At 75.4% G+C, this 24,179-nt stretch carries 24 protein-coding genes; 18 read left to right on the top strand and 6 right to left on the bottom strand.

Going from position 1 to position 24,179, the window contains the following annotated elements:
• Positions 1-405: a VOC family protein gene (locus ACZ6PY_RS12170; RefSeq protein WP_466071509.1), complete on the bottom strand. Its 405-nt coding sequence runs from the start codon at positions 403-405 to the stop codon at positions 1-3.
• Between the two features lie 77 nt (positions 406-482).
• On the opposite strand from ACZ6PY_RS12170, the gene ACZ6PY_RS12165 reads away from it, so the two are divergent.
• From ACZ6PY_RS12165 to ACZ6PY_RS12115, 11 genes are all read left to right on the top strand, one after another.
• Positions 483-1,277: an alpha/beta fold hydrolase gene (locus ACZ6PY_RS12165; RefSeq protein ID WP_466071507.1), complete on the top strand. Its 795-nt coding sequence runs from the start codon at positions 483-485 to the stop codon at positions 1,275-1,277.
• Positions 1,270-1,839, top strand: coding sequence for a TetR-like C-terminal domain-containing protein (locus tag ACZ6PY_RS12160; RefSeq protein ID WP_466071505.1), 570 nt, complete (start codon positions 1,270-1,272; stop codon positions 1,837-1,839). Before ACZ6PY_RS12165 ends, ACZ6PY_RS12160 begins: the two co-directional genes overlap by 8 nt.
• Positions 1,836-2,171, top strand: coding sequence for a YrdB family protein (locus ACZ6PY_RS12155; protein WP_466071504.1), 336 nt, complete (start codon positions 1,836-1,838; stop codon positions 2,169-2,171). Before ACZ6PY_RS12160 ends, ACZ6PY_RS12155 begins: the two co-directional genes overlap by 4 nt.
• A 275-nt stretch (positions 2,172-2,446) precedes the next feature.
• Complete coding sequence (locus ACZ6PY_RS12150) at positions 2,447-4,105, top strand: DNA polymerase III subunit gamma/tau domain-containing protein (protein ID WP_466071503.1); 1,659 nt, start codon at positions 2,447-2,449, stop codon at positions 4,103-4,105.
• Between the two features lie 36 nt (positions 4,106-4,141).
• Entirely contained in the window at positions 4,142-5,527 is a 1,386-nt protein-coding gene (locus ACZ6PY_RS12145) for an efflux RND transporter periplasmic adaptor subunit (protein WP_466071502.1), read from the top strand.
• Positions 5,524-6,402 (top strand): ABC transporter ATP-binding protein, encoded by an 879-nt coding sequence (locus ACZ6PY_RS12140; RefSeq protein ID WP_466071500.1) that lies wholly within the window; start codon positions 5,524-5,526, stop codon positions 6,400-6,402. Before ACZ6PY_RS12145 ends, ACZ6PY_RS12140 begins: the two co-directional genes overlap by 4 nt.
• Positions 6,399-7,583 carry an ABC transporter permease gene (locus ACZ6PY_RS12135; protein WP_262282927.1) on the top strand — a complete coding sequence of 395 codons (1,185 nt, stop codon included), beginning with the start codon at positions 6,399-6,401 and terminating at the stop codon, positions 7,581-7,583. Before ACZ6PY_RS12140 ends, ACZ6PY_RS12135 begins: the two co-directional genes overlap by 4 nt.
• A gap of 228 nt (positions 7,584-7,811) precedes the next feature.
• Positions 7,812-8,021, top strand: a complete 210-nt coding sequence (locus ACZ6PY_RS12130; protein WP_046564428.1) for a helix-turn-helix domain-containing protein — start codon at positions 7,812-7,814, stop codon at positions 8,019-8,021.
• A gap of 219 nt (positions 8,022-8,240) precedes the next feature.
• Positions 8,241-8,342 carry a 30S ribosomal protein bS22 gene (locus tag ACZ6PY_RS12125; RefSeq protein ID WP_007465623.1) on the top strand — a complete coding sequence of 34 codons (102 nt, stop codon included), beginning with the start codon at positions 8,241-8,243 and terminating at the stop codon, positions 8,340-8,342.
• Between the two features lie 120 nt (positions 8,343-8,462).
• The gene (locus ACZ6PY_RS12120; protein ID WP_466071499.1) at positions 8,463-9,536 is read left to right on the top strand and encodes an NAD-dependent epimerase/dehydratase family protein; all 1,074 of its coding nucleotides are present in this window, start codon (positions 8,463-8,465) and stop codon (positions 9,534-9,536) included.
• A 332-nt stretch (positions 9,537-9,868) separates the two neighbouring features.
• Entirely contained in the window at positions 9,869-10,726 is an 858-nt protein-coding gene (locus ACZ6PY_RS12115; RefSeq protein ID WP_466072070.1) for a lysophospholipid acyltransferase family protein, read from the top strand.
• Between the two features lie 22 nt (positions 10,727-10,748).
• Here the strand turns inward: ACZ6PY_RS12115 and ACZ6PY_RS12110 are convergent, their stop codons facing one another.
• From ACZ6PY_RS12110 to ACZ6PY_RS12100, 3 genes are all read right to left on the bottom strand, one after another.
• Complete coding sequence (locus ACZ6PY_RS12110; RefSeq protein ID WP_466071497.1) at positions 10,749-11,627, bottom strand: HAD family hydrolase; 879 nt, start codon at positions 11,625-11,627, stop codon at positions 10,749-10,751.
• A 110-nt stretch (positions 11,628-11,737) separates the two neighbouring features.
• On the bottom strand, positions 11,738-12,598 hold the full coding sequence (locus ACZ6PY_RS12105) for a DUF5667 domain-containing protein (RefSeq protein ID WP_466071495.1): 861 nt from the start codon (positions 12,596-12,598) through the stop codon (positions 11,738-11,740).
• Between the two features lie 292 nt (positions 12,599-12,890).
• Entirely contained in the window at positions 12,891-13,871 is a 981-nt protein-coding gene (locus ACZ6PY_RS12100; RefSeq protein WP_466071494.1) for an ECF subfamily RNA polymerase sigma factor, BldN family, read from the bottom strand.
• Positions 13,872-14,486: 615 nt separating this feature from the next.
• Here ACZ6PY_RS12100 and ACZ6PY_RS12095 point away from each other — a divergent pair.
• Genes ACZ6PY_RS12095 through ACZ6PY_RS12085 form a run of 3 tightly spaced genes read left to right on the top strand, consistent with a single transcriptional unit; the run spans position 14,487 to position 17,031 of the window.
• Positions 14,487-16,118, top strand: coding sequence for an AMP-binding protein (locus ACZ6PY_RS12095; RefSeq protein WP_466071492.1), 1,632 nt, complete (start codon positions 14,487-14,489; stop codon positions 16,116-16,118).
• On the top strand, positions 16,108-16,362 hold the full coding sequence (locus ACZ6PY_RS12090; RefSeq protein ID WP_262282932.1) for a glutaredoxin family protein: 255 nt from the start codon (positions 16,108-16,110) through the stop codon (positions 16,360-16,362). The genes ACZ6PY_RS12095 and ACZ6PY_RS12090 overlap by 11 nt, the downstream gene beginning before the upstream one ends.
• Positions 16,363-16,383: 21 nt before the next feature.
• Entirely contained in the window at positions 16,384-17,031 is a 648-nt protein-coding gene (locus ACZ6PY_RS12085; RefSeq protein WP_466071490.1) for an HAD family hydrolase, read from the top strand.
• A gap of 15 nt (positions 17,032-17,046) precedes the next feature.
• On the opposite strand, the gene ACZ6PY_RS12080 is transcribed toward ACZ6PY_RS12085, so the two are convergent.
• The gene (locus tag ACZ6PY_RS12080) at positions 17,047-17,709 is read right to left on the bottom strand and encodes a response regulator (RefSeq protein ID WP_262283169.1); all 663 of its coding nucleotides are present in this window, start codon (positions 17,707-17,709) and stop codon (positions 17,047-17,049) included.
• Positions 17,710-17,819: 110 nt separating this feature from the next.
• On the bottom strand, positions 17,820-19,124 hold the full coding sequence (locus ACZ6PY_RS12075; protein ID WP_466071489.1) for a sensor histidine kinase: 1,305 nt from the start codon (positions 19,122-19,124) through the stop codon (positions 17,820-17,822).
• 412 nt (positions 19,125-19,536) lie between these two features.
• Between ACZ6PY_RS12075 and ACZ6PY_RS12070 the strand changes: the two genes are divergently transcribed.
• From ACZ6PY_RS12070 to ACZ6PY_RS12055, 4 genes are read left to right on the top strand one after another with little or no spacing between them, the layout of a single operon-like run.
• Positions 19,537-20,274: a redox-sensing transcriptional repressor Rex gene (locus ACZ6PY_RS12070; RefSeq protein ID WP_262282935.1), complete on the top strand. Its 738-nt coding sequence runs from the start codon at positions 19,537-19,539 to the stop codon at positions 20,272-20,274.
• Positions 20,271-21,632, top strand: coding sequence for a glutamyl-tRNA reductase (locus ACZ6PY_RS12065; RefSeq protein ID WP_466071488.1), 1,362 nt, complete (start codon positions 20,271-20,273; stop codon positions 21,630-21,632). Before ACZ6PY_RS12070 ends, ACZ6PY_RS12065 begins: the two co-directional genes overlap by 4 nt.
• Positions 21,629-22,597, top strand: coding sequence for a hydroxymethylbilane synthase (gene hemC / locus ACZ6PY_RS12060; RefSeq protein ID WP_466071486.1), 969 nt, complete (start codon positions 21,629-21,631; stop codon positions 22,595-22,597). Before ACZ6PY_RS12065 ends, hemC begins: the two co-directional genes overlap by 4 nt.
• Positions 22,594-24,174 (top strand): bifunctional uroporphyrinogen-III C-methyltransferase/uroporphyrinogen-III synthase, encoded by a 1,581-nt coding sequence (locus tag ACZ6PY_RS12055; protein WP_262282938.1) that lies wholly within the window; start codon positions 22,594-22,596, stop codon positions 24,172-24,174. Before hemC ends, ACZ6PY_RS12055 begins: the two co-directional genes overlap by 4 nt.
• Positions 24,175-24,179: the final 5 nt, after the last annotated feature.

Genomic DNA, 24,179 nt, shown 5'->3' with positions numbered 1-24,179 from the left:
TCAGGCGTTCGACCAGGTCCGGGTGCAGAGCACCAGCCGGTAGCCGTCCGGATCGGCGAACGTCACCCCCCAGCGGTCCCAGTACGGGCCGGCGGAGACCCTGGTCCCGCCGGCCCGTTCCAGTCGGCCGGCCAGTTCGTCGTCGACCGGCCCGTCGACGTAGAGCACGAACAGGTCCTCGGCGGTGGGGTTCGGCGCGACGGCCAACTGCGCGCCGCCGACCAGTTCCAGGTGCCAGCTCGCGCCCGGCCAGCCGAGCATGACCAGGTCGTGCTCGCCGGGCCCGTCGGCGGCGCCCCGGTAGAGCACGTTTAGGCCCAGGCCCTCGGCCCAGAACCGCTCGGCGGCGGCCAGGTCGCGGCTCGGACGGGCCAGGCGTACGTGCGTGTCTGCGGTGAGCGGCATGAGCGGCATCCTCCGACCTCCACCCGACTTGAGGTCAACCCTTGACGGTTGAAGCTAATGGCATTAGCTTTGCAGCTATGACTGTTAGCCAGGTGGCGCGGGACGGCGGAACCATCGCCTACGAGGTGCACGGGGAGGGGCCGCTCGTGGTCCTCTCGCACGGCATGGGGGAGAACCGGGGGAGCTTCCGGCACCTGGTGCCCCGGCTGGTGTCGGCCGGCTACCGGGTCGCCTCGGTCGACGTGCGCGGGCACGGCGACTCCAGCCCGCGCTGGCCCGGCTACGCCCCGGCCGAGGTGGGCGGCGACCTGCTCGCCGTGGTCCGCGCGCTCGGCGGTGGCCCGGCCACCCTGGTCGGCAGCTCGTCCAGCGGCGCCGCCGTGGTCTTCGCCGCCGCAGACGCCCCCACGCTGGTCAACGGCATCGTGCAGGTCAGCCCGTTCGTCACCCCGCCGAAGCCGAACCCGGTGCTGCGAGCCGCCCAGGCGGTCGTGCTGCGCAGCCCACGGCTGTTCGGGATGTTCCACCGCTCCCTGTTCCCGTGCGGGCGGCCGGCCGACGACGCCGCGTACCGGAAGGAGCTGGTCGCCAAGCTGCGCGGCCGGATGGACGCGGTGCGCGGCGTGGTGGCCCCGGTCGACCCGCACTGGACCGCGCGGGCCCGGGAGGTGCGGCAGCCGGTCCTGGTGCTCATGGGCACGAAGGACCCGGACTTCCCGGACCCGGGCGCCGAGGCGCGGGCGGCCCGCCGGCACTTCGCCACCGCCGAGGCGCGCATGATCGCCGACTCCGGCCACTACCCGCACGCCGACCAGCCCGACGCCACCGCCGCCGACCTGCTGGAGTTCCTGGCGGTGACCACCCGTGCCTAGGGCCGGCCTGACCCCGCAGACCGTGGTCCGCGAGGCGGCCGTGCTCGCCGACGAGGTCGGCCACGACCGGCTCACCCTGGCCGCGCTCGCCGCCCGGCTCGGGGTCGCGCTGCCCAGCCTCTACAAGCACGTCCGGGGCGCGGACGCGCTGCACCAGAAGCTGGCCGTGCTGGCCACCGCGGAGATCGCCACCGAGTTGACCAGCGCCGCCGCGGGCCGGGCCGGCGGCGACGCGCTGCGCGCCGCCGCCACCGCCCTCCGGGAGTACGGCCGCCGGCACCCCGGCCGCTACCCGGCCACCCAGCGGGCGCCGGACCCCGACGACCCCGAACACCTCGCCGCCGCCGAGCGGGCCGTCGGCGCCGTCTACGCGATCCTGCGCGGGTACGACCTCAGCGGCGACGCGGCCGTCGACGCCACCCGGATGTTCCGGGCCGCCGTGCACGGGTTCATCACCCTCGAGGCGGCCGGCGGGTTCGGGCTGCCCCGGGACATCGACCGTTCGTTCGACGAGATGGTCGCCGCACTCGACACCGCGTACCGCAACTGGGGGGCCCGGTGAAGGCAGCCCTGCTCACGCTCATCTTCCTGCTGGAGCTGGCCATGCTCGCGGCCGCCGGCTGGTGGGGCTTCACCCTCGACGCCGGCTGGCCGGTGCGGCTACTCGCCGGGCTCGGCGCGCCGCTCGCGATCGCCGTGGTCTGGGGGCTGTTCTGCTCGCCCCGGGCCAGCGTGACGCTGCCCGCACCGGCCAAGCTGGGCGTCCAGGCCGCCTGCTTCGTCACCGGCGGTCTGCTGCTCGCCCTGGCCGGGCGGCCGGTGCCCGGCGCGATCCTGGTGGCCCTGTGGGCCGTCGACAAGACCCTCCTCACCCTCTCCGCCGCCAAGATCTAACCCGCCAGACGCCGCCTGCCGCCCGCCGCCTGCCAGCCCTGGATCTTGGACGATTCCGGCCCCTGTAGGGGCCGTTTCCTACCAAGATCTCGCCGGGTGTTGTCGCGGCGGCAGGCGCGTGGGTCGCTGCGGGTGCTGGAGGCGGAAGGGAGCTGCCGGGCGGGTCCGAGTCGTTGGTGACATCAGGTCGACAGCGGCGTGACCGGGAGGATGGGCCGGCTCGGATGGGGCGCGGGACGCTTCCCGGATCGCCCGATTGGTCGTACTCTTCGCCGGTGACCGACGGCGACGAGCGGCCCGCCGGGGCGGCGGCGAGCGGCGACGAGCAGCCCGCCGGGCCGACCGCGAGCACCGCCGAGCAGCCCGCCGGGCCCGCGGCGAGCGGCGGCGAGCAGCCCGCCGAGCAGCCCGTCGGGCCCGCGGCGGGCAGCGCCCAGCAGACTGCCGGGGCGGCGGCGAGCGGCGACGAGCAGCCCGCCGGGCCGACCGCGAGCACCGCCGAGCAGCCGCCTACCGCGCAGCGCGACGGCGACCGCTCGGCCGAGCGGACGACCGCGGTCGAGGCCGGCGACGTCGCCCCGGTGCCTGGGACGGACCCGACCGGTCACCTGACCACGGCGGCCGGCGTCTCCCCGCCCGTGGCCCCCCACGGGGCGTCGCCGGAGTGGGCACCGCAGCGTCCGCCGGGGCGGCGGCGGTGGCGGCTCTGGGCCGCCGTCGGGCTCGTTCTCGTGCTGGTGGCGTGCGGCGTTCCCGGCGTACTCCTGCTCGGGCTGGTGCGCGACGCGGCCGGACGGCCGTCGGCGGAGCGGGGCGACCGGGGCACGGCGGCCGAGCGGCGTCTCGGCGAGCGGATGGTGGCCCAGCTCGACCGGCAGGCCGCGGCGCTGCTCGACGGTGACCGGGCCGGCTTCCTCGCCGTCGCCGAGCCCGCCGCCCGGCCAGCGCTCACCCGGCGGTACGCGGCGCTGCGCGCGCTGCGGGTCACCGCCTGGCGGCCGGCGGCGGACGGGGTGCCGGTGGCGGTGGACGGGCGGCCGGGGGAGTGGCGGCTGGCGGTGACCGTCGGCTACTGCTTCGTGGTGCCGGGCTGCACGCCGGGCAGCGTCGGGCTGGGCACCCGGTGGCGGGTCGCGGGCGACGGGGAACCGCGGTTGACCGCGGTCGAGGAGTCCCGGGCGACGCCGGCCGGCGCGCGGCCCTGGGAGGTCAGCGACCTGGCCGTGGCGGTCGGGAAGCGGGCCGTGGTCGCCACCACCCCGGCACTGCGGGGCAAGCTGCCCGGCCTCCTCGCCCAGGCCGAGGCCGCCGCGAAGGTCGCCGACCTGTACGCGGTGAACGGCACGCCGCCCGACCGCTACCTCGTCTACTACGCCGGGCGGGCCGAGTGGCAGCGCTGGTACGGCGGCGGCCGCCCGAAGTGGACGGCCGGGTACGCGGTCGGCGTCGGCGGCGGGCACCACGACGTCGTGCTCAACGCGCAGAGCCTGACCCCGACCGGCGTCGACGATCTGCTGCGGCACGAGCTGACCCATGCCGCGTCGCTGCCGAACCGGGGCTACGCGGACCGGTCGAACTGGTGGCTGGTGGAGGGGCTCGCCGAGTACGCGGGCGCGGACGGCCAGCCGGTGGACCGCTACGAGGGCCTGGCCGAGGCGCGCAAGCTCGTCCGGGGCGGGTGGAACGGCCGGCTCGACGCCCTCGCCCCGGCCGACGACGCGGCCGACGACCGGGTCGGCGGGGCCTACGGCATCGGTTACCTGGCCGTGCGCCACCTGGTCGACAGGTACGGGGAGCAGCGGGTGCTGGACTTCTTCCGGGCTGTGGTGCACCAGCGCCGGTCGATGGCCGCGGCCGCCGACGAGGTGTTCGGCGACCCCTGGCCGGCGCTGCACGACGACTGCGTCGCCTACCTCCGGGCGGTCGCCGGCTAGACGTCGACGCTGGTCGACGGGTCGTAGCATGGCCGCGTGGCCCGCACCCCCTCGCCGCGGCTGCCCGCGGCCCGCCGCCCGCGCCTCCTCGTCGCCCTGCTCGCCGCCGTCGCCCTGACCGGCACCACGGCCGCCTCGTGCGGCGACGATCCGCCCGCCGTCACCGTGGCCGAGGTGGGCCGCTCCCCGGTGGCCGAGGTGATCGACGCGCCGGCCACGGTGACCGCCCGGGCCGCCGCCACCCTCACCGCCCCCGCCGACGGCACCCTGGCCAGCCTGCGCGTCGAGCCCGGGCAGCGGGTCGCCCGGGGGCAGGTGCTCGCCGTGATCGACTCGCCGTCCGCGCAGGGCCGGCTCAAGCAGGCCCGCGAGGCGCTCCGGGCCGCGAAGCGGGCCGGCCGGGGCGTCGGCGCCGGTGACCTGGGCGGGAGCCGGCGGGACACCGACCGGGCCGCCGACGAGGCGTTCGCGGCCGCCCGCAGGGCCGCCGGGAAGATCGGCGATCCGCAGCTGCGGTCCGCGCTGCTCCTCCAGGTCGAGTCGGCGCAGCGGCAGTACGCGTCGGCCGCCCGCGCCGCCGACCGGGCGGTCAACGCGGTGCAGCGCGGGGTGGCCGGGCTGAACAGCGCCGTCGGCGCGCTGTCGACCGCGCAGCGCCTTCAGGCCCAGCAGGCGTACGACCTGGCGAAGGCGACGGTGGACGCGCTGACCCTGCGCGCCCCGGTCGCCGGCGTGGTGCAGCCGGGCGGGACCCGGGCGGCCGCCCCGACCGACCTCAGCGGGCTGCTCGGCGCGGCCGGGGGTGGGGTGCCCGGGCTCGACCCGTCGGCCCTGGGCGGGGCCGGGCAGGGCGGCCCGCCGGCCGGGGTGGACGACGCGGTGCCGACCGGTGGCCGGGTGACCGCCGGCACGCCGGTGCTGACCGTGGTGGACACCGGGCAGCTGGGCCTGCTCGCCGAGGTGGACGAGACCGACGTGCTGCTGGTCCGGGCCGGGCTGACCGCCTCGGTCGAGCTGGACGCGGTGACCGGCGCGACGTACGACGCCACGGTCCGCTCGGTGGACGTGCTGCCGACCAGCTCGGCCCGGGGCGGGGTCACCTACCGGGTCCGGCTCGGGCTCGGCGCCGGGCGGCTCGGCGAGGGGGAGCGGGCGCCGGCGCCCCGCCCCGGCATGAACGCCGTGGTCCACCTCCGGGTGCGCGAGGCGGCCGACGCGGTGACCGTGCCCGCCTCGGCGGTCTTCTCCGCCGACGGGCGGGACGCGGCCTGGCTGCTGCGGGACGGGAAGGCCGACCAGGTGCCGGTGACCGTGGGCGTGCAGGGCCAGGACCTGGTGCAGATCGTCAGCGGGGTGAACGCCGGCGACCGGATCGTGGTGCGTGGCGCCGACCAGGTCCACGACGGCCAGGAACTCCGGTGACCGTCGCCGCGATCGAGGCGGTCGACGTGTCCCGCACGTACGAGCTGGACGGGGTGTCGGTGCCCGCGCTGCGCGGCGTGTCGCTCACCATCGGGCAGGGCGAGTACGTGGCGGTGATCGGGCCCTCCGGCTCGGGCAAGTCCACGCTCATGCACCTGCTCGGCGGGCTGGACCGCCCGACCGGCGGCCGGCTGGTGATCGGTGGCCGGGACGTGGCCACCCTGACCGCGCCGGAGCTGGCGACGCTGCGCAACGAGACCATCGGCTTCGTCTTCCAGGCGTTCCACCTGATGCCCCGGACGTCCGCGGTGGACAACGTGGCGCTGCCCCTGGTCTACCGGGGCGTCGGGGCGCGGCAGCGGCGGGAACGCGCCGCGGCGATGCTCGGCCGGGTCGGGCTGGGACACCGGCTGGGCCACCGCCCCAACCAGCTCTCCGGCGGCGAGCAGCAGCGGGTGGCGATCGCCCGGGCCTTGGTCACCGATCCGACGGTGCTGCTCGCGGACGAGCCGACCGGCAACCTGGACAGTGCCACCGGCGAGGCGGTGCTGGAGCTGCTGGAACAGCTCAACGCCGAGTCCGGCGTGGCCCTGGTGATGGTGACCCACGACCCGGAGGTGGCGGCCCGGGCCCGCCGGCGGATCGCGGTCCGGGACGGGCTGATCCGCTTCGACACCGTTCATGATCGACCGCTGTCCGGCGGCGACGGTCGACCTGAGACACTGGACGCCGCTCCCAGCGCGGAGCCCCGGTCCGCGTCCGGAAGCGGCCCGGGGCACCCGTCCGGTGGCTCCGGTGGCGCCACCGGAGCCACCGGACGCCTTCCGCGCACCGGCGGGACCGGCGCGCAGGCCGCGCCCGGGGGTGCCGGGTGAGGGTGGCCGAGGCCTGGCGGGTGGCGCTGGACGCGCTGCGGGCCAACCGCATGCGCAGCGCGCTGACCATGCTCGGTGTGATCATCGGGGTCGCCTCGGTGGTGCTCCTGGTGGCGATCGGCACCGGCACGAAGCAGAAGGTCGAACAGCAGGTCGAGGGGCTCGGCTCGAACCTGCTCCTCGTGGTGCCCGGCAAGCTCGACGTCGGCACCGCGCCGGTGGTCTCGCCGCTGGACCTCAAGGACGTGGACGCCGTCTCCCGGGTGGTCGGCGACCCCGGCCGGGTGGCCGTCACCATCGCCTCCGGCGCGACCGCCCGGGCCGGCACCCGGTCCGACTTCACCACCGTCCAGGGGGTGCTGGAAACCACGCCCGCGGTCTTCACCCGCTCGCTCGCCCGCGGCCGCTACCTGACCGGCGCGGACGTGGACACCAGCCGCCGGGTGGCGGTGCTCGGCGCGTCCGTGGCGCGGGCGCTCTTCCCCGACCGGGACCCGCTCGGCCAGCAGGTCACCCTGGCCGGGGTCCGGTTCCGGGTGATCGGCGTGTTCACCCCGCTGGGCCAGAGCCTCGGCGTGGACCGGGACGACGAGGTGCACATCCCGGTGACCGCCGCGCAGCGGCTCTGGGGCACCCAGCGGATCGACGGCATCGCCGTCAAGGCGCCCGACCGGGAGCGGATCGACCAGCTCGGCGAGCGGATCGTCGCGGAGCTGTCCCGCCGGCACCCCGACACCGAGTTCAGCGCGGTCACGCAGCAGCAGATCCTCGGCGTGCTCGGCGACATCCTCGGCGTGCTCACCGGGGTGCTGGCCGCCATCGCCGGCATCTCGCTGCTGGTCGGCGGCGTCGGCGTCTCCAACATCATGCTGGTCTCGGTGCGCGAGCGGACCCGCGAGATCGGCCTGCGCAAGGCGGTCGGGGCGCGGCCCCGGGACATCGGCGTGCAGTTCCTGCTGGAGGCGGTGCTGCTCACGTCGATCGGCGGGTTGACCGGGATGGCGCTCGGCGTGGGCACCGCGCTGCTGGTCGACGCGGTCTCGCCGATCCCGGCGGCGATCACCTGGTGGTCGCTGGCGCTCGCGTTCGGGGTCTCGGCGGCCGTCGGCATCGTCTTCGGGGTGGTGCCCGCCCAGCGCGCCGGCCGGCTCGATCCCGTGGTGGCGCTGCGCGCCGAGTGACGTCCCGACCACGAGGCGGGCTCCGGTGAACGGGACAGGCCACCCGTCCGGGCGAAAAACGCCAGCTCAACGCGGGGTGACCAGGGAGTCGTCCATGATCAAAGGGAGGAAGGGATCGCGCCGGTCACAGCCGTCCCGCTACCGTACTGGTAACACGCGCGTCGCTCGTCGTGGCGGGAGCAACCTGCCCGGCGGCACGCGCCGGGCATGGGAATGGGTCGGTGAGCCATGGCCGGGTCGCAGTCCGACGCTCGACTGTCGGATGTCAGGTTCCTGACCGTCGCCGAGGTGGCGACGGTCATGCGGGTGTCCAAGATGACGGTCTACCGTCTCGTGCACAGCGGTGAGCTGACCGCGGTGCGGGTCGGTCGGTCGTTCCGGGTGCCCGAGCACGCCGTGCACGAATACCTCCGGGGCGCGTTCCAGGAGACCGCCTGACACGTCGCCGGCCAGCCGGCGAGTGCGACGTAACGGGCATCGACGGGGGCGCGTTGGTCCTGCTGACGCACTCCGGCTACCCTGGACCCCGACCGTGACCGCTCTCTGGTGTGCCCTGCCCACCACGCTGGTCCGGTCCGTTGTCCGCAAGCGGTCACCGACACCACCCCCTGTGGTGTCTACCGGTCCGCCCCGCACGTTGCATCGAAAGGCTGTCGTATGGGCTCGGTGGTCAAGAAGCGCCGCAAGCGCATGGCTAAGAAGAAGCACCGCAAGCTGCTGCGCAAGACCCGCGTCCAGCGTCGCCGTCTCGGCAAGTGACCGGGGCCGGGCTTCGGCCCGGCACCCGGCACCACTTGCCTTCTGTCGACCCCCGGAGGCTCAGGTGATCAGGCCGCGGACGTCCCGGCTCGATCCCACCTGCCGGCCAAGGCGCACGGCATGACCCCCGGTGGCACCCCAGGTGCTCCGGGGGTCGTCGTCGTGACCGGGGTCGGCCGCTATCTCGGCGCGCACGTCGCCGCCCGGCTCGCCGCCGACCCGCGCATCGACCGCGTCATCGGGGTCGACCCGGCCAGCCCCAATCCCGAGCTGGCCGACCTGCTGTCCGGGGTCGAGCGGGTGCGCCTCGACCTCGACTCGCTCGGCGGCCTCCTGGTCGACCTCGACGTCGACGCCGTGGTGCACCTGGCGCTGGTCACCGCCCCCGACCCCCAGCAGGGCGGCCGGGCGGCCATGAAGGAACAGAACGTCATCGGCACCATGCAGCTCCTCGCGGCCTGCCAGCGGGCGCCCCGGCTGCGCAAGCTCGTGGTCCGTTCGTCGACCGCCGCGTACGGGGTGTCGTTCCGGGATCCGGCCGTCTTCACCGAGGAGACCGAGCCGCGCGAGGTGCCGCGCGGCGGTTTCGGCCGCGACATCCTCGACATCGAGGGGTACGTCCGCGGTTTCCGCCGCCGCCGGCCCGACGTCACCGCGACCGTGCTGCGCTTCGCGCCGTTCATCGGCTCGACCGCCGACACCACGCTCACCCGGTACTTCGCCCAGCCGGTGGTGCCCACCGTCTTCGGCCGGGACCCGCGGTTGCAGTTCGTCCACTTCGACGACGCCCTGGAGGTGCTGCACCGGTCGGTCGCCGAGGAGCACGCCGGGACCTACAACGTGGCCGGGCCGGGCGTGCTCTCGCTGTCCCAGGCCATCCGCCGCTCGGGCCGGGTGGCCGTGCCGGTGCTGGAGCCGGGCCTCGCCGGGGTGGCCGCGATCGCCCGCAGCATGGGCTTCGGCCGCTACGGGCTGGACCAGGTCGACCTCTTCGTGCACGGTCGGGTGGTGGACACCACGAGGCTGGAGCGCGAGTACGGCTTCACGCCCCGCTCGACGGCGGCCGCCTTCGACGACTTCATCCGCGCCCACCACGGCGGCGTGGTGGTGACCCGGGACCAGCTGGCCACGGCCGAGCAGGTGGTGCTGGAGGGCATCCGGCAGGTCCGGGCGGCCGTGCGGGAGCGCTCGTGAGCGCGGCCGAGGAGCGGGGCGACGCCCGCTACGACGTACCGCTGACCGTGCCCGGGCCGGACGCGGAGCCGGCGCGGCGCAACGGGCACCGGCGGGCCGCGGCGGCCGCCGCCGAGCCGACGATGAAGGCGGCGCCGGCGGCCGGCGACGAGCCGGACACCTCCACGGACGAGCCGGCTCCGGCACCGCGGACGGGCGACGCCGCCCCGGCGAAGCCCGTCGCGAAGAAGGCCATGGCCAAGAAGGCCGTCGCGAAGAAGGCCGTCGCTGGGAAGTCGGCGGGCGGGCCCGCCGAACGGGAGGCGGGCGACCCGACTCCACCCGGGCCGGCGGTGGCGGACCGGCCGGGGGACCACTGGGACCGGAAGGTCGCCAAGGGGCTGGCCTTCCTGCGGCGGCGGCTGGCCGGCGACTACGAGGTGGACGAGTTCGGCTTCGACCCGGACCTGACCGACGCCGTCTTCCATCCGCTGGTGCGGCTGCTCTACCGCGACTGGTTCCGCACCGAGGTCGGCGGTATCGAGCACGTGCCCGCCGAGGGGGCCGGCCTGGTGGTCGGCAACCACTCCGGCACGGTGGCGCTGGACGCGCTGGTGCTCGCCACCGCGCTGCACGACCGGCACCCGGCGCGCCGCTACCTGCGGCTGCTCGGCGCCGACCTGGTCTTCCGGATGCCGGTGGTCTCCGAGATCGCCCGCAAGACCGGCGGCACGGTGGCCTGCAACCCCGACGCGGAACGGCTGCTCGGCAACGGCGAGCTGGTCGGCGTCTTCCCCGAGGGCTTCAAGGGGGTCGGCAAGCTCTACTCCGACCGCTACAAGCTCCAGCGCTTCGGCCGGGGCGGCTTCGTCTCGGCGGCGCTGCGCACCGGCACGCCGATCGTGCCGGTGGCGATCGTCGGCGGCGAGGAGATCTATCCGATGCTCGCCGACATCAAGCCGCTGGCCCGGCTGCTCAAGCTGCCCTACTTCCCGGTCACGCCGACCTTCCCCTGGCTGGGGCCGCTGGGCATGGTGCCGCTGCCGAGCAAGTGGCTGATCGAGTTCTGCCCGCCGATCCCGACCGCGCACCTGCGCGACTCGGCCGACGACCCACTTGTCGTGTTCAACCTCGCCGACCAGGTGCGGGAGACCATCCAGCAGACTTTGCACCGGCTGCTCGAACGCCGCCCGGACCCGTTCGGCCCCTGACCCGCGGGCCGGGGGCGCGGCGTCAGTCGACGCGCTGGCGGCGCCGGTGCAGGGCCAGCCCGGCGGTGACCGCGCCGGCGAGCAGCCCCGCGGCTGCCGTGGACGGCACGGCGATCTTCACGGCCCGCCGCCCGGTGCGGAAGTCACGGACGTCCCAGCCCCGCTCACGGGCCCGCCGGAGCAGCGCCGGATCCGGGTTGACCGCCACCGGGCGCCCCACCGTGGAGAGCATCGGCAGGTCGTTGGCGGAGTCGCTGTAGGCCGCGCAGCGGCCCAGCTCCAGCCCTTCCACCGCGGCGAGCTGGGTGATCGCCTCGGCCTTGGCCGGCCCGTGCATCAGCTCACCGACCAGCCGGCCGGTGTAGGCCCCGTCGACCACCTCGGCCACCGTGCCGATCGCCCCGGTCAGGCCGAGCCGGGTGGCGATGACCCGGCCGATCTCCACCGGGGCGGCGCTGACCAGCCAGACCCGCTCGCCCGCGTCGAGGTGGCGCTGGGCCAGCTTGCGGGTGCCGGCCCAGATGCGCGGGGCCATCAGCTCGTCGAAGATCTCCTCGGCGAGGCGCTCCACGTCGTCCACCCGCCAGCCCTGGATGAAGGCGAGCGCCGCCTCCTTGGCCTGCGACATGTCGCCGGCGTGCTCGGTGGCGAGCAGCCGGAACTTCGCCTGCTGCCAGGCGAACCGGGCCAGGTCACCGGTGGTGAAGTAGTTCCGGGCGGCCAGCCCGCGGGCGAACCAGTAGATGGACGCGCCCTGCATCATCGTGTTGTCCACGTCGAAGAACGCGGCGGCCGTCGGGTCGGCGGTGGCGGTGACCGGGGGCGCCTCGGGAGTCTCCGCCCAGCCGGCGGTGTGCCCGTGGACGTCGGTGCTGACCGTCACCTTCCGGCTCCGGGTCACGACGACCTCCCCTCGACGACCGCGTACGCCACATCCGAGCCTATCCGGCGGTATGTGACGGACGGGTGTCCGGCGGGAGAAGTGTGGCGTGGACGGCTGCCCGGACCGGGTCAGCGGTCGCCGGGGCAGGTGGTCGGCGTGGGCCCGAGCGCGTCGCTGGCCGTCGGGCCCGGCAGCCCGCAGGCGATCGCCTCGCGCAGGGCGTCGGCACGCCGGCCGGCCGCGTCGAGCAGGGCGAGGGAGCGGCGGGTGCGGTCCCGGTCGGCGTGGTCCGACCGGTCGAGCAGCCCGCTGACCGCCCGGCGCTGGCCGCCGAGGAACGTGTCGACGGCGTCCAGCGCCGCCGGGTCGGAGCGCTGCGCGGCCACCGTGGTCAGCAGGCGTACGCCCTGCCGGGTGTCGGCGTCCATGTCGTCGAGCACGGCGCTGAAGCCCAGCCGGTCGTCGCGGACCGTGGCGGCCTCGTCGAGCCGGGTGCGGGCGAAGTCGAGGAAGAGCTGCCCGCGGCTGATGTCGGAGCTGGCCAGGGCGAGCTGGGCCCGCTCGGTCGAGCGCTTCATGCCGTAGAGGGCGTCGCCGGGCAGCGCGTTCTCGCTGGCGGCGGAGATGCCGGAGAGGGCGATCGCGCCGGCGGCCACGCCGACCAGGATCGCGCCCCGGGCCCGGGCGCGTCGCCCGGTCATGGCCGGCAGCAGCGAACCGCGGACGCCGCTGGCGGTGCCGGTCTTCGCCGGGGCGCCGACGCCCTCGCGTTCGACGGTGGCCACGAGCATCGCCCGCAGCCCGGTGCGGAACTCGCCGTCCACCTCGACGTCGGGCCGGTCGGCGGTGAGTCGCCGGCTCACCGCGACGAGTGCGGTGAGTTCGTCGTCGGCCCGGGAACGGACGTGGTGCCGCCGGCCGCCGTTGGCCTCGTCGAGGAGCTGCGCGAAGCGCTCGGCACGCCGACGGGAGAAGAGGTCGCTGTCCACCGCAGGCACCCCCTCTCGCTGGTCACGGCCGTGCTGGCCGTCGTCGTCACCAGCGACCGGTGGCAGCGTGAGGCCGAGGATCGACCGGAACGGTCGACCTGACCCGCCGGACCGGGTGGCCCGGGGGACGCCGGGACAACCACTGGTCGCACCCGGAGAAACGGTTCGCGGCGGTCGCCGGTTACGGCCCGGTCGGTGGCGAAATCACCAAGAGTGATCGCGGTCACGAGCTGCGGAGGGTACGTTCGCCCGCGCCCAGGCGGGGGTCGCCGGGCGGGTGGGACGGGTCGGGTCAGGGCTGGAAGCCGTCGGGCAGCAGCCGGGCCAGGGCCCGGACCGCCCGGTACTGCAGCGCCTTGATGGCGCCCTCGTTCTTGCCCATGGCGCGGGCCGTCTCGGCCACGGAGAAGCCCTGGAGGAAGCGGAGCACGATGCACTCCTGCTGCTCCGGGTTGAGCTGCTTCACGGCCGTGAGCAGGGCGACGTTGGTGATGTGCTCGACCACCGCGGCCTCCGGGCTGCCCTCGGGACCCCGGTCCTCCCGGTCGGCGTCGAGCACGTCGCCGGTGGTCACCTCCAGCCGGTAGCGGCCGGACTTGAAGTGGTCGGCGACCAGGTTGCGGGCGATGGTGACCAGCCAGGCGCCCAGGTCGCGGCCCTGCCAGGTGAAGCTGCCGATCCGCTTGAGCGCCCGCAGGAACGTGTCCGAGGTGAGGTCCTCGGCGAGCTGCCGGTTGCCGACCCGGAAGTAGACGAACCGGAACACGGTGTCGACGTAGCGGTCGTAGATGAGGCCGAACGCCTCGGCCTCGCCGGCCTGCGCCCGCTCGACCAGCGCCCAGACCTCGGTGGCCGGGTCGGACGGGTCGGGGCGGCTCGGAAAGCCGGTGGCCGGGGCGGTGGCGGCCGGGACGGCCGGCAGCACGGCCGTGTCGCCGGCGGCCACCGCGGGCAGCACGGCGGTCTCGGCGGCCGAGGGTTCGCTGTCCGCCGCGGCCTCGCCGCGCCTGCCCTGGGCCGGCATGGTCGGCCGGGACGGCGCGCCGAGCCGGCCGGCGGCCGGCATCGCGTTGCCGCCGGGCGCCGCCGGGCGCGCCGGTGCCTCGTTGTGGTGCGTGCGGTTGCGGACGCGCCGCCCCTCACCGCGGACGGCGAGACCGCGGGTCCCGTCGGCGGCGACGCGTGGAGCGGGCTCCAGGCGCTCGTTCAGGGGTGTTCGCTGGGTCGGGCCGGTCACCCCGGCCGGTCGGTCCGCGTAACCGAAGGTGGTCACCGCGCCTCCCCGATCCAGGCGGGGCAGGGCCGCACCGGGCGCCGCGGCGTCGCGGCGGGACCGGGTACGCCCCGGTCGGGCGCGGCGGTTCCGGGACGGGCCGACGGGCGGCACGTCCGCTTGAGCTGCTGGTCCAATGCGCTCACAGGCACGGGGGCCTCCTCGGGCTGAGGGGTGTCGACTCACGGCAAATGGGGTGAGCCGACCCGAGTGATGATAGGGCCAACGTCACCCGCGCGTGGCAAGTCCGTTACACAGAGCGGAAGTATTTCCGGTCCCGTCGCACAAATGGCGGACGCCTTGTCCGTCGTGTGTGGTTGACTTTCGCGCCGCTACCTGGTCCGGAGTGGAAAGTCCTGGTCGGAGGCATTTTTCTCACGCCCTCGGCGTGTCGTGGCGGCGGCCCGGCCCGCCCGGATCCGGCTGCCCGGCGGGCCGCGTCCGCCGACCGGTGGAGGCCACGTCCCGCGTTCGGGAATCCCGCCTGCCGGGGTGGACAGTCCCGTGCAGGGGACGCCGGGCCGGCGTGTCCGGGGCGCGGGTGCGCCGCCGCGCGGCGCGCCCCCGGCGTTCGGGCGTGGCCGGGCGGACGCGGCTGTGCCAGACTCAGCCACCGTGCAGGACGCAGTCGACAGCTCCGCGCCGAACCTCGCCGACCGGCTCCGCCGGGCGGCCGCCGCCCACGGTGACCGTCCCGCGCTGCACTGGCGCGACCGGACGCTGACCTGGTCGGCCCTGGACACCTCGGTCACCGCGACCGCCCGCGCGCTCGCCGCCGCGGCGCCGCCGTCCGCTCCGGACGGCCCACCGGCCCGGGTGGCGATCGCCTTCGGCAACACCCCGGACTTCGTGGTCACCTACCTGGCCGTGCTCCGGGCCGGGCTGGTGGCGGTGCCGGTCAACCCGGGCTTCACCGCCCGGGAGCTGCGGCACGTGCTCACCGACTCGGGGGCCGCCGTGCTGGTCGCCGCCGCCGAGGTGGCCGACCGGGTGGCCGTCGACGACCTGCCCGCGCTCACCGCCGTGCACACCACCCCGCCGGTCACCCACGGTGGCGAGGCCGACGGGTTCCCGGCCCGGGGCGGCGACGACCTCGCCGTCCTGCTCTACACCTCCGGCACCGAGGGCCGGCCCAAGGGCGCCATGCTGTCGCACCGGGCCCTGGCCGCCAACCACGACCAGGTCGACCGGATCGACCCGCCGGTGGTCGGCCCCGGCGACACCGTGCTGCTCGCCCTGCCGCTCTTCCACGCGTACGGGCTGAACTCCGGGCTGGGGGCCGTCGTGCACCACGGCGCGACCGGCGTGCTGGTCGACGAGCCCGGCCCGACCGGGGCGCTCGACGAGATCGCCCGGCACCGGGTCAGCGTGCTGGTGGGCGTACCGTCGATGTTCCTGGCCTGGGCCGACGCGGCCGGCGACCGGCCCGCGGCGCTGGACTCGGTGCGGGTCGCCGTGTGCGGCGCGGCGCCGCTGCCGCCGGCCGTCGGGGCGCGCTTCACCGAGGTGACCGGGCACCCGGTGCACGTCGGGTACGGGCTCACCGAGACCGCCCCGGTGCTCACCTCCACGCTCGTCGGCGGCGAGCCGAAGCCGGGTTCCATCGGCCGCCCGCTGCCCGGCGTCGAGCTGCGCCTGGTCGGGGCCGACGGCGCCGAGCTGTGGCGCGACGGGGTGCCCGCGGTCGAGGAGGACGCCGACGAGCTGGACCTCACCGACGACCCGACCGGCACCGACCCGGGGCAGATCGTGGTGCGCGGCGCCAACCTGTTCGACGGCTACTGGCCGGACGGGCGGGGCGGCCCGGACCCGGACGGCTGGTGGCCCACCGGCGACGTCGCCTACGCCGACGGCGACGGCGACCTGTTCCTCGTCGACCGGCTCGGCGAGCTGATCCTCGTCAACGGCTTCAACGTCTACCCGCACGAGGTGGAGCAGGTGCTCCAGGCGCATCCGGGGGTGGCCGAGTCGGCCGTCCTGGGGGTGCCGCACCCGCGGACCGGCGAGACTGTCGGGGCGTACGTGGTGCGGGCGGCCGGCTCGGCGGTGACGGCGGAGGAGCTGCTCGGGCACTGCGCGCGTAACCTGGCCCGGTTCAAGTGCCCGACCGCCGTCGAGTTCGTCGACGACCTGCCCCACTCGGCGATCGGCAAGGTACGCAAGACCGAGCTCCGCCCGGCGGCACACCGGGTGCCCGCGCCCGCGCCGCCGACCCAGATCCGCACGGAGGTTTCCGATGTCCAGTGACGCCCGGCTCACCCTCATCACCCGGCCCGGCTGCCACCTCTGTGAGGACGCGAAGGCGGCGCTCGACCGGGTGGTGGCGGTCACCGGGGACCGCTGGGTCGAGAAGGACGTGACGGGCGACCTCGAACTGGAGCGCGACTACGGCGACCGGCTGCCGGTGGTGCTGCTCGACGGCAAGGAGCACGGCTACTGGCGGGTCGAGGAGGAGCGGCTGCTGCGGGACCTGACCACCCCGCAGCTCTGAACGCCCCTTTACAGTGCACCGATGACCGCAGCGCGCCGCCACCTGGTGTGGGACTGGAACGGAACCCTCCTCGACGACCTCGACCTGGTGGTACGCGCCACCAACGTCGCCTTCGCCAGCGCCGGCGGCCCGGCGGTCACCGCCGACGAGCACCGGGTGCGGTTCCGCCGGCCGATCGCCGACTACTACGCCGAGATGCTCGGCCAGGCCATCGACGACGAGGCGTTCGGCCGGCTCGACCGGATCTTCCACGAGGCGTACCGGACCGGGTTGACGAGCTGCGCGCTGGCGGCCGACGCCACCGCCGCGATCGCCGCCTGGCCGGGCAGCCAGTCCCTGCTGTCCATGTGGTTCCACGACGAGCTGGTCCCCACCGTGCACACGTACGGGCTGACCCCGCACTTCGCCCGGGTGGACGGGCTGCGTTCCGCCGTCGGCGGCGGCCCGAAGGCGGAATGGCTGGAGAAGCACCTCGCCGAGCTGGGCCTCGACGGCCGGCACGTGGTGCTCATCGGCGACTCGCTCGACGACGCCGACGCCGCGCTCTCCGTCGGCGCGCGCTGCGTCCTCTACACGGGCGGCCTCTCCGACCCGGCCCGCCTGCGCGCCTCCGGGCACCCGGTGGCCGACACCCTCACCGAGGCGGTCACCCTCGCCCAGGCGTGCTGACCCGCGCCGGGCGCCTCAGGCGCGGAGGTGGGTGAGGACCGCGAGGACCCGCCGGTGGTGGTTGGTGGCGTCCGGGGGCAGGTCCAGCTTGGTGAAGATGTTGCGGACGTGCTTCTCCACGGCGCCGTCGCTGACCACCAGGGCGCGGGCGATGGCCGTGTTCGAGCGGCCCTCGGCCATCAGGGCGAGCACCTCGCGTTCCCGGGGGGTCAGCTCGGCCAGCGGGTCGTTGCGGCGGCGCCGGACCAGGAGCTGGCTGATCACCTCCGGGTCCAGCACGGTGCCGCCGGCCGCCACCCGGGCCAGCGCGTCCAGGAACTCGTCGATGGCGGCCACCCGGTCCTTGAGCAGGTAGCCGATCCCGCCACCGCCGGAACCGCCGCCGGTCGTGGCGAGCAGGTCGTCGGCGTACGACACCTCGACGTACTGGGAGAGCACCAGGACCGGCGTGCGCGGCACCCGCCGGCGCGCCTCCACGGCCGCCCGCAGCCCCTCGTCGGTGTGCGACGGCGGCATCCGCACGTCCACCACCGAGACGTCCGGCCGGTGCGCCACCACGGCCTCGACCAGGGCGTCCCCGTCGCCGACGGCGGCCACCACCTCATGTCCCGACTCGGTCAGCAGCCGGACCAGCCCCTCCCGGAGCAGTACGGCGTCGTCCGCGATCACCACCCGCATGGGTCCGGTGTCTATCACGTCCAGGACCCACAGCGCGGCCTTCGTCCGGTCCGGAGCGCCGTCCGGTGCGTCCGCCGGCGGCGCCGAGGCCGGATTCCGGCCGTCGGAGGTCACCGGGGGAGTTCCGCGTGGATCCGGGTCGGCCCGCCGGTCGGGCTGGCCACCTCGAGCGTCCCACCGGCGGCCCGGACCCGGTCGGCGATGCCGCTCAGCCCGTGCCCCTTGGCCAGGTGGGCGCCGCCGATCCCGTCGTCGGCCACGGTGATCTCCAGCCGGCCGACCTTGCGGGTCACCTCGACCCGGCAGGCGTCCGCCCGGCTGTGCTTCGCGACGTTGGTCAGCGCCTCGGCCACCACGAAGTAGGCGGTGCTCTCCAGCGCCGGGTCGAGCCGCCCGCCGGCGGTGCCCAGCTCGTCGTCGACCACCAGCTCGGTGGGGACCAGCGCGCGGGCGGCGAGCGCGGCCAGCGCGCTGGGCAGGCCCCGGTCGACCAGGATCGGCGGGGCGATGCCCCGGGACAGGGCGCGCAGCTCGTCGAGGGTGTCCCGGGTCTGGGTGACCGCCTCGTCGAGGGTCCGCCGGGCCGCCTCGGGGTCGGCGGCGAGCTGCTGGCGGGCCCGGCTGAGGTCCATGGCGAGGCGGACGAGGCGCTGCTGCGGGCCGTCGTGGATGTCCCGCTCCAGCCGGCGCAGGGCGGACGCCTCGGCGGACACGGCGGCCCGCTTCTGCTCCTCCAGCGTGGTGATCCGCTGCCGCATCTCGGCGACCCCGGTCAGGAGCGAGTAGGCCAGGCCGGCCTGGATCCCGGCGCAGGCCCGGGCCACCAGGGGCAGGGTGAACAGGGCGAACACCCCGATCGCGGTGTTCAGGGCGATCCGCGCCCCGGCCCCGTCGCCCATCCCGAGGAGCTGGCTCAGGTCCTGGTCACCGGGACCGCGCGGGATGGCCCAGTCGTACGCGCCGTAGAGCGTGCCGGTGAGGGCCAGCGCCCACCAGACCACCAGCACCACGAAGGTGGGCAGGGTCACCACCAGCCGGATGAAGGCGTGCAGCAGGTCGAGCCAGGACTGCGGGTCGCGCATGGGGGTCAGGATCCGCCGCCAGTAGCCGGAACCCCGTACGGGCGCCAGGTAGATCGGGCGGACCCGGGGCTTGCGGAGCACGGCGGGCAGGCGCAGCCGTTCCAGGTCGGCCAGCCCCCGGGCCACGTACAGGGTGCCGGCGAGGACCGGCAGGCCCAGCGTGGTGACCAGCAGCCCGGCGGTGAGCGAGATCCCCGCCACGGCGAGCACGAAGCCGACCAGCGCCAGCGGGAGGCTGACGAGCACGTAGCCGGAGTCGTTCAGGAGTTGGCGGACGAGGCCCCGGACGGGTGTGGTGGGGGCGGGCGCGGCGCCCAGCGGTACGGCGGTCATGTTTCGAGGCTATGGGCCGGGGACGGCCCGACCCATCCCGTGCGCGGGTCTCTCCGGGGTGGGGTTCTCCCTACCTCCGGGACCGGCACCGGAGTCTGCGGACGTGACGCGCACCTCTCCCGGACGGTGACACAGCGCTACCGGGCGCGCGCGATTGGTCAGAGAAGTCGGGATTGAGCAATAATCGCCACGCGGTGCCGAGGGAGCTCGGTCTATCGATCTTGCGGGAATGGAGTGGCAGGTGGAGGCGCGTCGCGAGCTAGCAAGATCGCGATTTGTGCACCTCTTCACAAGCGCCTACTCTGTAGTTCCGACGCGCCCTGCTAGCACAGCCGGCAACATCGGTCGCAAGCGGGAGTCCCGGAACGACCTGCCACCGTCGCTGGTCGAGGATCGCACCGCACGGAGTCTCATGAGTCAGCACCGTCACCCAGGCGCGCCCGGCCGCGCCGGTGCCGTACCGGCGCTCCCGGATCTCCCGGAGGCGACCGTCGCGCGGCTCCCGGAATACCTCCGCGCGCTGCACGCGCTCGCCGACACCGGCCACGAGACGGTCTCCAGCGAGGGGCTGGCCAACGCCGCCGGGGTCAACTCGGCGAAGCTCCGCAAGGACCTCTCCCACCTCGGCTCGTACGGCACCCGGGGCGTCGGCTACGACGTCACGCTGCTGATCGACCAGATCGAGTCGGTGCTCGGGCTCACCCAGTGCCGCTCGGTCGCGCTGGTCGGCGTGGGTAACCTCGGTCACGCCCTGGCCGGCTACGACGGCTTCGCCAGCCGCGGCTTCCGGATCGCCGCGCTCTTCGACGCCGACCCCTCCCGGGTCGGTGAGGAGATCAACGGGCTGGTCGTCCGGCACGTCGACGAGCTGGCCCGGGTCGCCGTCGAGGAGTCGATCTCGATCGGCGTGATCGCCACCCCGGCGCCGGCCGCGCAGGCGGTCGCCGATCAGCTCGTCGCGGTCGGCGTGACGAGCATCCTCAACTTCGCACCCTGCGTACTCTCGGTTCCGGAAGGGGTCGACGTGCGCAAGGTCGACCTCGCGATCGAGCTGCAGATCCTGTCCTTCCACGAACACCGCAAGGCGTCGCTGACCGCACTCCCCGGCGGGCTCGCGGCCACCGACACCCAGGAGGCGATCGGCACGTGAAACTGCTCGTCGTCGGCGCGTCCTACCGCACCGCACCGGTCGCCACGCTGGAGCAGCTGGCGGTCCCGCCCGCGGACCTCACCCGCACCCTGGACCGCCTCGTCGCCCAGCCGTACGTCGCCGAGGCCGTGCTCGTCTCCACCTGCAACCGCGTCGAGGTGTACGCGGCCGTCACCGGCTTCCACGGCGGCCTCGGCGACATCTGCGCGGTGCTGGCCGAGCAGGCCGGCGCGCCGCCGGCGGCGCTCGCCGCCCACCTCTACGTGCACTACGACGCCGCCGCCGTGGACCACGTGTTCCGGGTGGCCAGCGGGCTGGACTCGATGGTGGTCGGCGAGGCGCAGATCCTCGGCCAGCTCCGCGACGCCTACCACTCGGCCACCGGCGCCGACTCCGCCGGCCGCCTCCTGCACGAGCTCATGCAGCAGGCGCTGCGCGTGGGCAAGCGCGCGCACGCCGAGACCAACATCGACCGGGCCGGGCAGAGCGTGGTCACGGCCGCGCTCGACCTGGCGGCCGGCCTGCTCGACGGCGACCTGACCGGCCGGCCCGCCATGGTGGTCGGCGCCGGGGCGATGGGCTCGCTGGGCGTGGCCACCCTCTCCCGGCTGGGCGCCGGCCCGCTCACCGTCACCAACCGCGGCGCCGCGCGGGCCGTCCGGCTGGCCGAGTCGTACGGCGCGACCGCCGTACCGATGGCCGAGCTGGTCGACGCGCTCACCACGGTGGACATCGTGGTGGCCGCCACCGCGGCCACCGAACCGGTCCTCACCCGCGACGTGGTGACCCGGGCGCTGGCCCGCCGGGACGCCGCCCGCGGCCCGCTGGTCCTGCTCGACCTGGCCGTCCCGCGCGACGTCGAGGAGGGCGTCGCCGCGCTCCCCGGCGTCGAGGTGATCGACATCGACCGGATGGCGGGGATCCTCGCCGACGGCCCGGCCGCCGCCGACGCCGCCGAGGTGGCCCGGATCGTGGCCGGCGAGGTCGAGGCGTTTCTGAGCTGGCTGCGCGGCGCCGACGTCGCCCCCACCGTGGCGGCCCTGCGCGGGCGCGCCGACGACGTGGTCACCGCCGAGCTGCGCCGGCTGGCCCAGCGCCGCCCCGACCTCTCCGACGACCAGCGCGCCGAGGTCGCCCGCACCGTGCACCGGGTCGTACAGCGGCTGCTGCACCAGCCCACCGTCCGGGTCCGCCAGCTCGCGGCCGAGCCGGGCGGCGACCAGTACGCCGCCCTGCTGCGCGAGCTGTTCGACCTCGAGGTGCCGCAGACCTCCCCGGTCGACACCGTTCCCGACGTGGTGGAGGCGGAGATCATCATGCCCGCCGACACCATCCCGCCCACCGGAGGTGCGCGATGACCGCCCCCCTGCGCCTCGGCACCCGGGGCAGCGCCCTGGCGATGGCCCAGTCCGGCCACGTCGCCGAGGCGCTCACCGCGGCCACCGGCCGCCCGGTCGAGCTGGTCGAGGTGGTGACCGCCGGCGACCGCTCCACGGCACCGGTGCACCGGCTCGGCGTCGGCGTCTTCGTCTCCGCGCTGCGGGACGCGCTGACCGCCCGGGAGATCGACTTCGCCGTCCACTCGTACAAGGACCTGCCCACCGCGGCGGCGCCCGGCCTGCACATCGCCGCCGTGCCGCTCCGGCAGGACCCGCGGGACGCGCTGATCGCCCGCGACGGCCGCACCCTCGCCGAGCTGCCGCCCGGCGCGCGGGTCGGCACCGGCGCGCTGCGCCGCATCGCCCAGTTGCACGCCCTCGGTTTGCAACTGGAGGTCACCCCGATCCGGGGCAACATCGACACCCGCCTCGGCCGGGTGCTCGGCCCCGACGCCGACCTCGACGCCGTCGTGCTGGCCCGGGCGGGGCTCGCCCGCATCGGCCGCACCGACGCCATCACCGAGACCCTCGATCCGATGCTGATGCTGCCGGCGCCCGCACAGGGCGCGCTGGCCGTGGAGTGCCGGATCGACGACCATGACCTGGTCGAGCTGCTCGGCGTGCTCGACCACGCACCGTCCCGCGCCGCGGTCGTCGCGGAACGGGCACTGCTGGCCACCCTGGAGGCCGGGTGCAGCGCACCCGTCGCCGCCTACGGCGAACTCGCCGAGGGTGACGCCGGCGAGGAGATCTACCTGCGCGGGGCGGTGATCAGCCCGGACGGCACCCGTGACCTCCGGCTGTCCCGCACCGGAACGCCCGCCGACGCGGCGGAGATCGGCAAGGCACTCGCCGCCGAACTCCTCGAACTCGGCGCCGACTCGATCCTCGGCCAAGAAGGACACGCCGGCCCGGGGACCCAGCAATTTGGGAGCACAGAATGACCCGCACCCGTAAGCCCGTAGGCCGGATCGCGTTCGTCGGGGCCGGTCCCGGCGACCCGGGCCTGCTGACCCGCCGGGCGCTGGACGCCCTGGTCGACGCCGACCAGGTGGTGTACGACCGGGGAGTCCCCGAGTCGCTGCTCGAACACGTCCGCGCCCAGGCCAGGTCCGACGCCGAGTTCAGCCCCGCCGAGGGCGTGCCGGGGGACGTGGCGAAGGTGCTGATCTCCGCGGCCCGGTCCGGCCAGAACGCCGTGCACCTGGTCGCCGGTGACCCGTTCGGCCACGACTCGGTGGTCAAGGAGGTGCAGGCGGTGGCACGCACCGCCGCGCACTTCGAGGTGGTGCCGGGCGTCGGCCAGGCCGAGGGCGTGGCCACCTACGCCGGTGTGCCGCTGCCCGGTGTGCGCACCGCCGCCGACGTCGAGGACGTCACCACGCTGGACTTCGACGCGCTGGCCGCCGCCGTGGGCCGGGGCTCCCTGGCCGTCGCCGTGGACGCCGGTGACCTGGCCGCCATCCGGGACGGCCTGCTGGCCGCCGGCGTGGACGGCGCCACCCCCGTCGCGGTGACCGGCGACGGCACCGGCGAGACGCAGTACACCACCACGTCGACCGTGGACTCCTTCGTGGCGGCGGCGCTCGGCTTCACCGGCCGGGTCGTGCTCACCGTCGGCGCGGGCGTCTCCGAGCGCGACAAGCTGAGCTGGTGGGAGAACCGGCCGCTGTACGGCTGGAAGGTGCTCGTCCCCCGCACCAAGGAGCAGGCCGGCGCCATGAGCGCGCGGCTGCGCGCGTACGGGGCCATCCCGTGTGAGGTGCCGACCATCGCGGTCGAGCCGCCGCGCACCCCCGCCCAGATGGAGCGGGCGGTCAAGGGCCTGGTCGACGGCCGGTACGCCTGGGTGATCTTCACCTCAGTGAACGCGGTCCGGGCGGTCTGGGAGAAGTTCGCCGAGCACGGCCTGGACGCCCGCCACTTCGGCGGCGTCAAGATCGCCTGCATCGGTGAGGCCACCGCCGAGGCGGTCCGCGCCTTCGGCATCCAGCCGGAGCTGATCCCCTCCGGGGAGCAGTCCTCCGAGGGCCTGCTGGCCGAGTTCTCGCCGCACGACGAGATCCTCGACCCGGTCGGCCGGGTGCTGCTGCCGCGCGCCGACATCGCCACCGAGACCCTGGCCGCCGGGCTCACCGAGCGGGGCTGGGAGGTCGACGACGTGACCGCGTACCGGACCGTCCGGGCCGCGCCGCCGCCCGCCGAGATCCGCGACGCGATCAAGTCGGGCGGCTTCGACGCGGTGCTCTTCACCTCGTCATCGACCGTCCGGAACCTGGTCGGCATCGCCGGGAAGCCGCACGCGCGGACGGTTGTTGCGGTTATCGGGCCCAAGACGGCGGAGACCGCCACGGAGTTCGGCCTGCGGGTCGACGTGCAGCCGCCGCACGCCTCGGTGCCCGACCTGGTGGAGGCGCTCGCCGCCTACGCCGTCGAACTGCGCGAGAAGCTCGCCGCCATGCCGGCCAAGCAGCGCCGCGGCTCGAAGGTGCAGGGCCCGACCGCCCTGAGGTTCCGCTGACAGGA

The organism is Micromonospora sp. NPDC048907, from assembly GCF_055586885.1.
The sequence above is the reverse complement of the archived record's forward strand: the minus strand, read 5'-3'. Positions and strand labels throughout refer to the sequence as shown.

Bases quoted from the DNA above. Each gene is read 5' to 3' on its own strand.
- ACZ6PY_RS12170 (WP_466071509.1), bottom strand. From the start codon at position 405: ATGCCGCTCACCGCAGACACGCACGTACGCCTGGCCCGTCCGAGCCGC.
- ACZ6PY_RS12165 (WP_466071507.1), top strand. From the start codon at position 483: ATGACTGTTAGCCAGGTGGCGCGGGACGGCGGAACCATCGCCTACGAG.
- ACZ6PY_RS12130 (WP_046564428.1), top strand. From the start codon at position 7,812: ATGGCCGGGTCGCAGTCCGACGCTCGACTGTCGGATGTCAGGTTCCTG.
- ACZ6PY_RS12125 (WP_007465623.1), top strand. From the start codon at position 8,241: ATGGGCTCGGTGGTCAAGAAGCGCCGCAAGCGCATGGCTAAGAAGAAG.
- ACZ6PY_RS12120 (WP_466071499.1), top strand. From the start codon at position 8,463: ATGACCCCCGGTGGCACCCCAGGTGCTCCGGGGGTCGTCGTCGTGACC.
- ACZ6PY_RS12090 (WP_262282932.1), top strand. From the start codon at position 16,108: ATGTCCAGTGACGCCCGGCTCACCCTCATCACCCGGCCCGGCTGCCAC.
- ACZ6PY_RS12085 (WP_466071490.1), top strand. From the start codon at position 16,384: ATGACCGCAGCGCGCCGCCACCTGGTGTGGGACTGGAACGGAACCCTC.
- ACZ6PY_RS12080 (WP_262283169.1), bottom strand. From the start codon at position 17,709: ATGCGGGTGGTGATCGCGGACGACGCCGTACTGCTCCGGGAGGGGCTG.
- ACZ6PY_RS12075 (WP_466071489.1), bottom strand. From the start codon at position 19,124: ATGACCGCCGTACCGCTGGGCGCCGCGCCCGCCCCCACCACACCCGTC.
- ACZ6PY_RS12070 (WP_262282935.1), top strand. From the start codon at position 19,537: ATGAGTCAGCACCGTCACCCAGGCGCGCCCGGCCGCGCCGGTGCCGTA.
- hemC (WP_466071486.1), top strand. From the start codon at position 21,629: ATGACCGCCCCCCTGCGCCTCGGCACCCGGGGCAGCGCCCTGGCGATG.
- ACZ6PY_RS12055 (WP_262282938.1), top strand. From the start codon at position 22,594: ATGACCCGCACCCGTAAGCCCGTAGGCCGGATCGCGTTCGTCGGGGCC.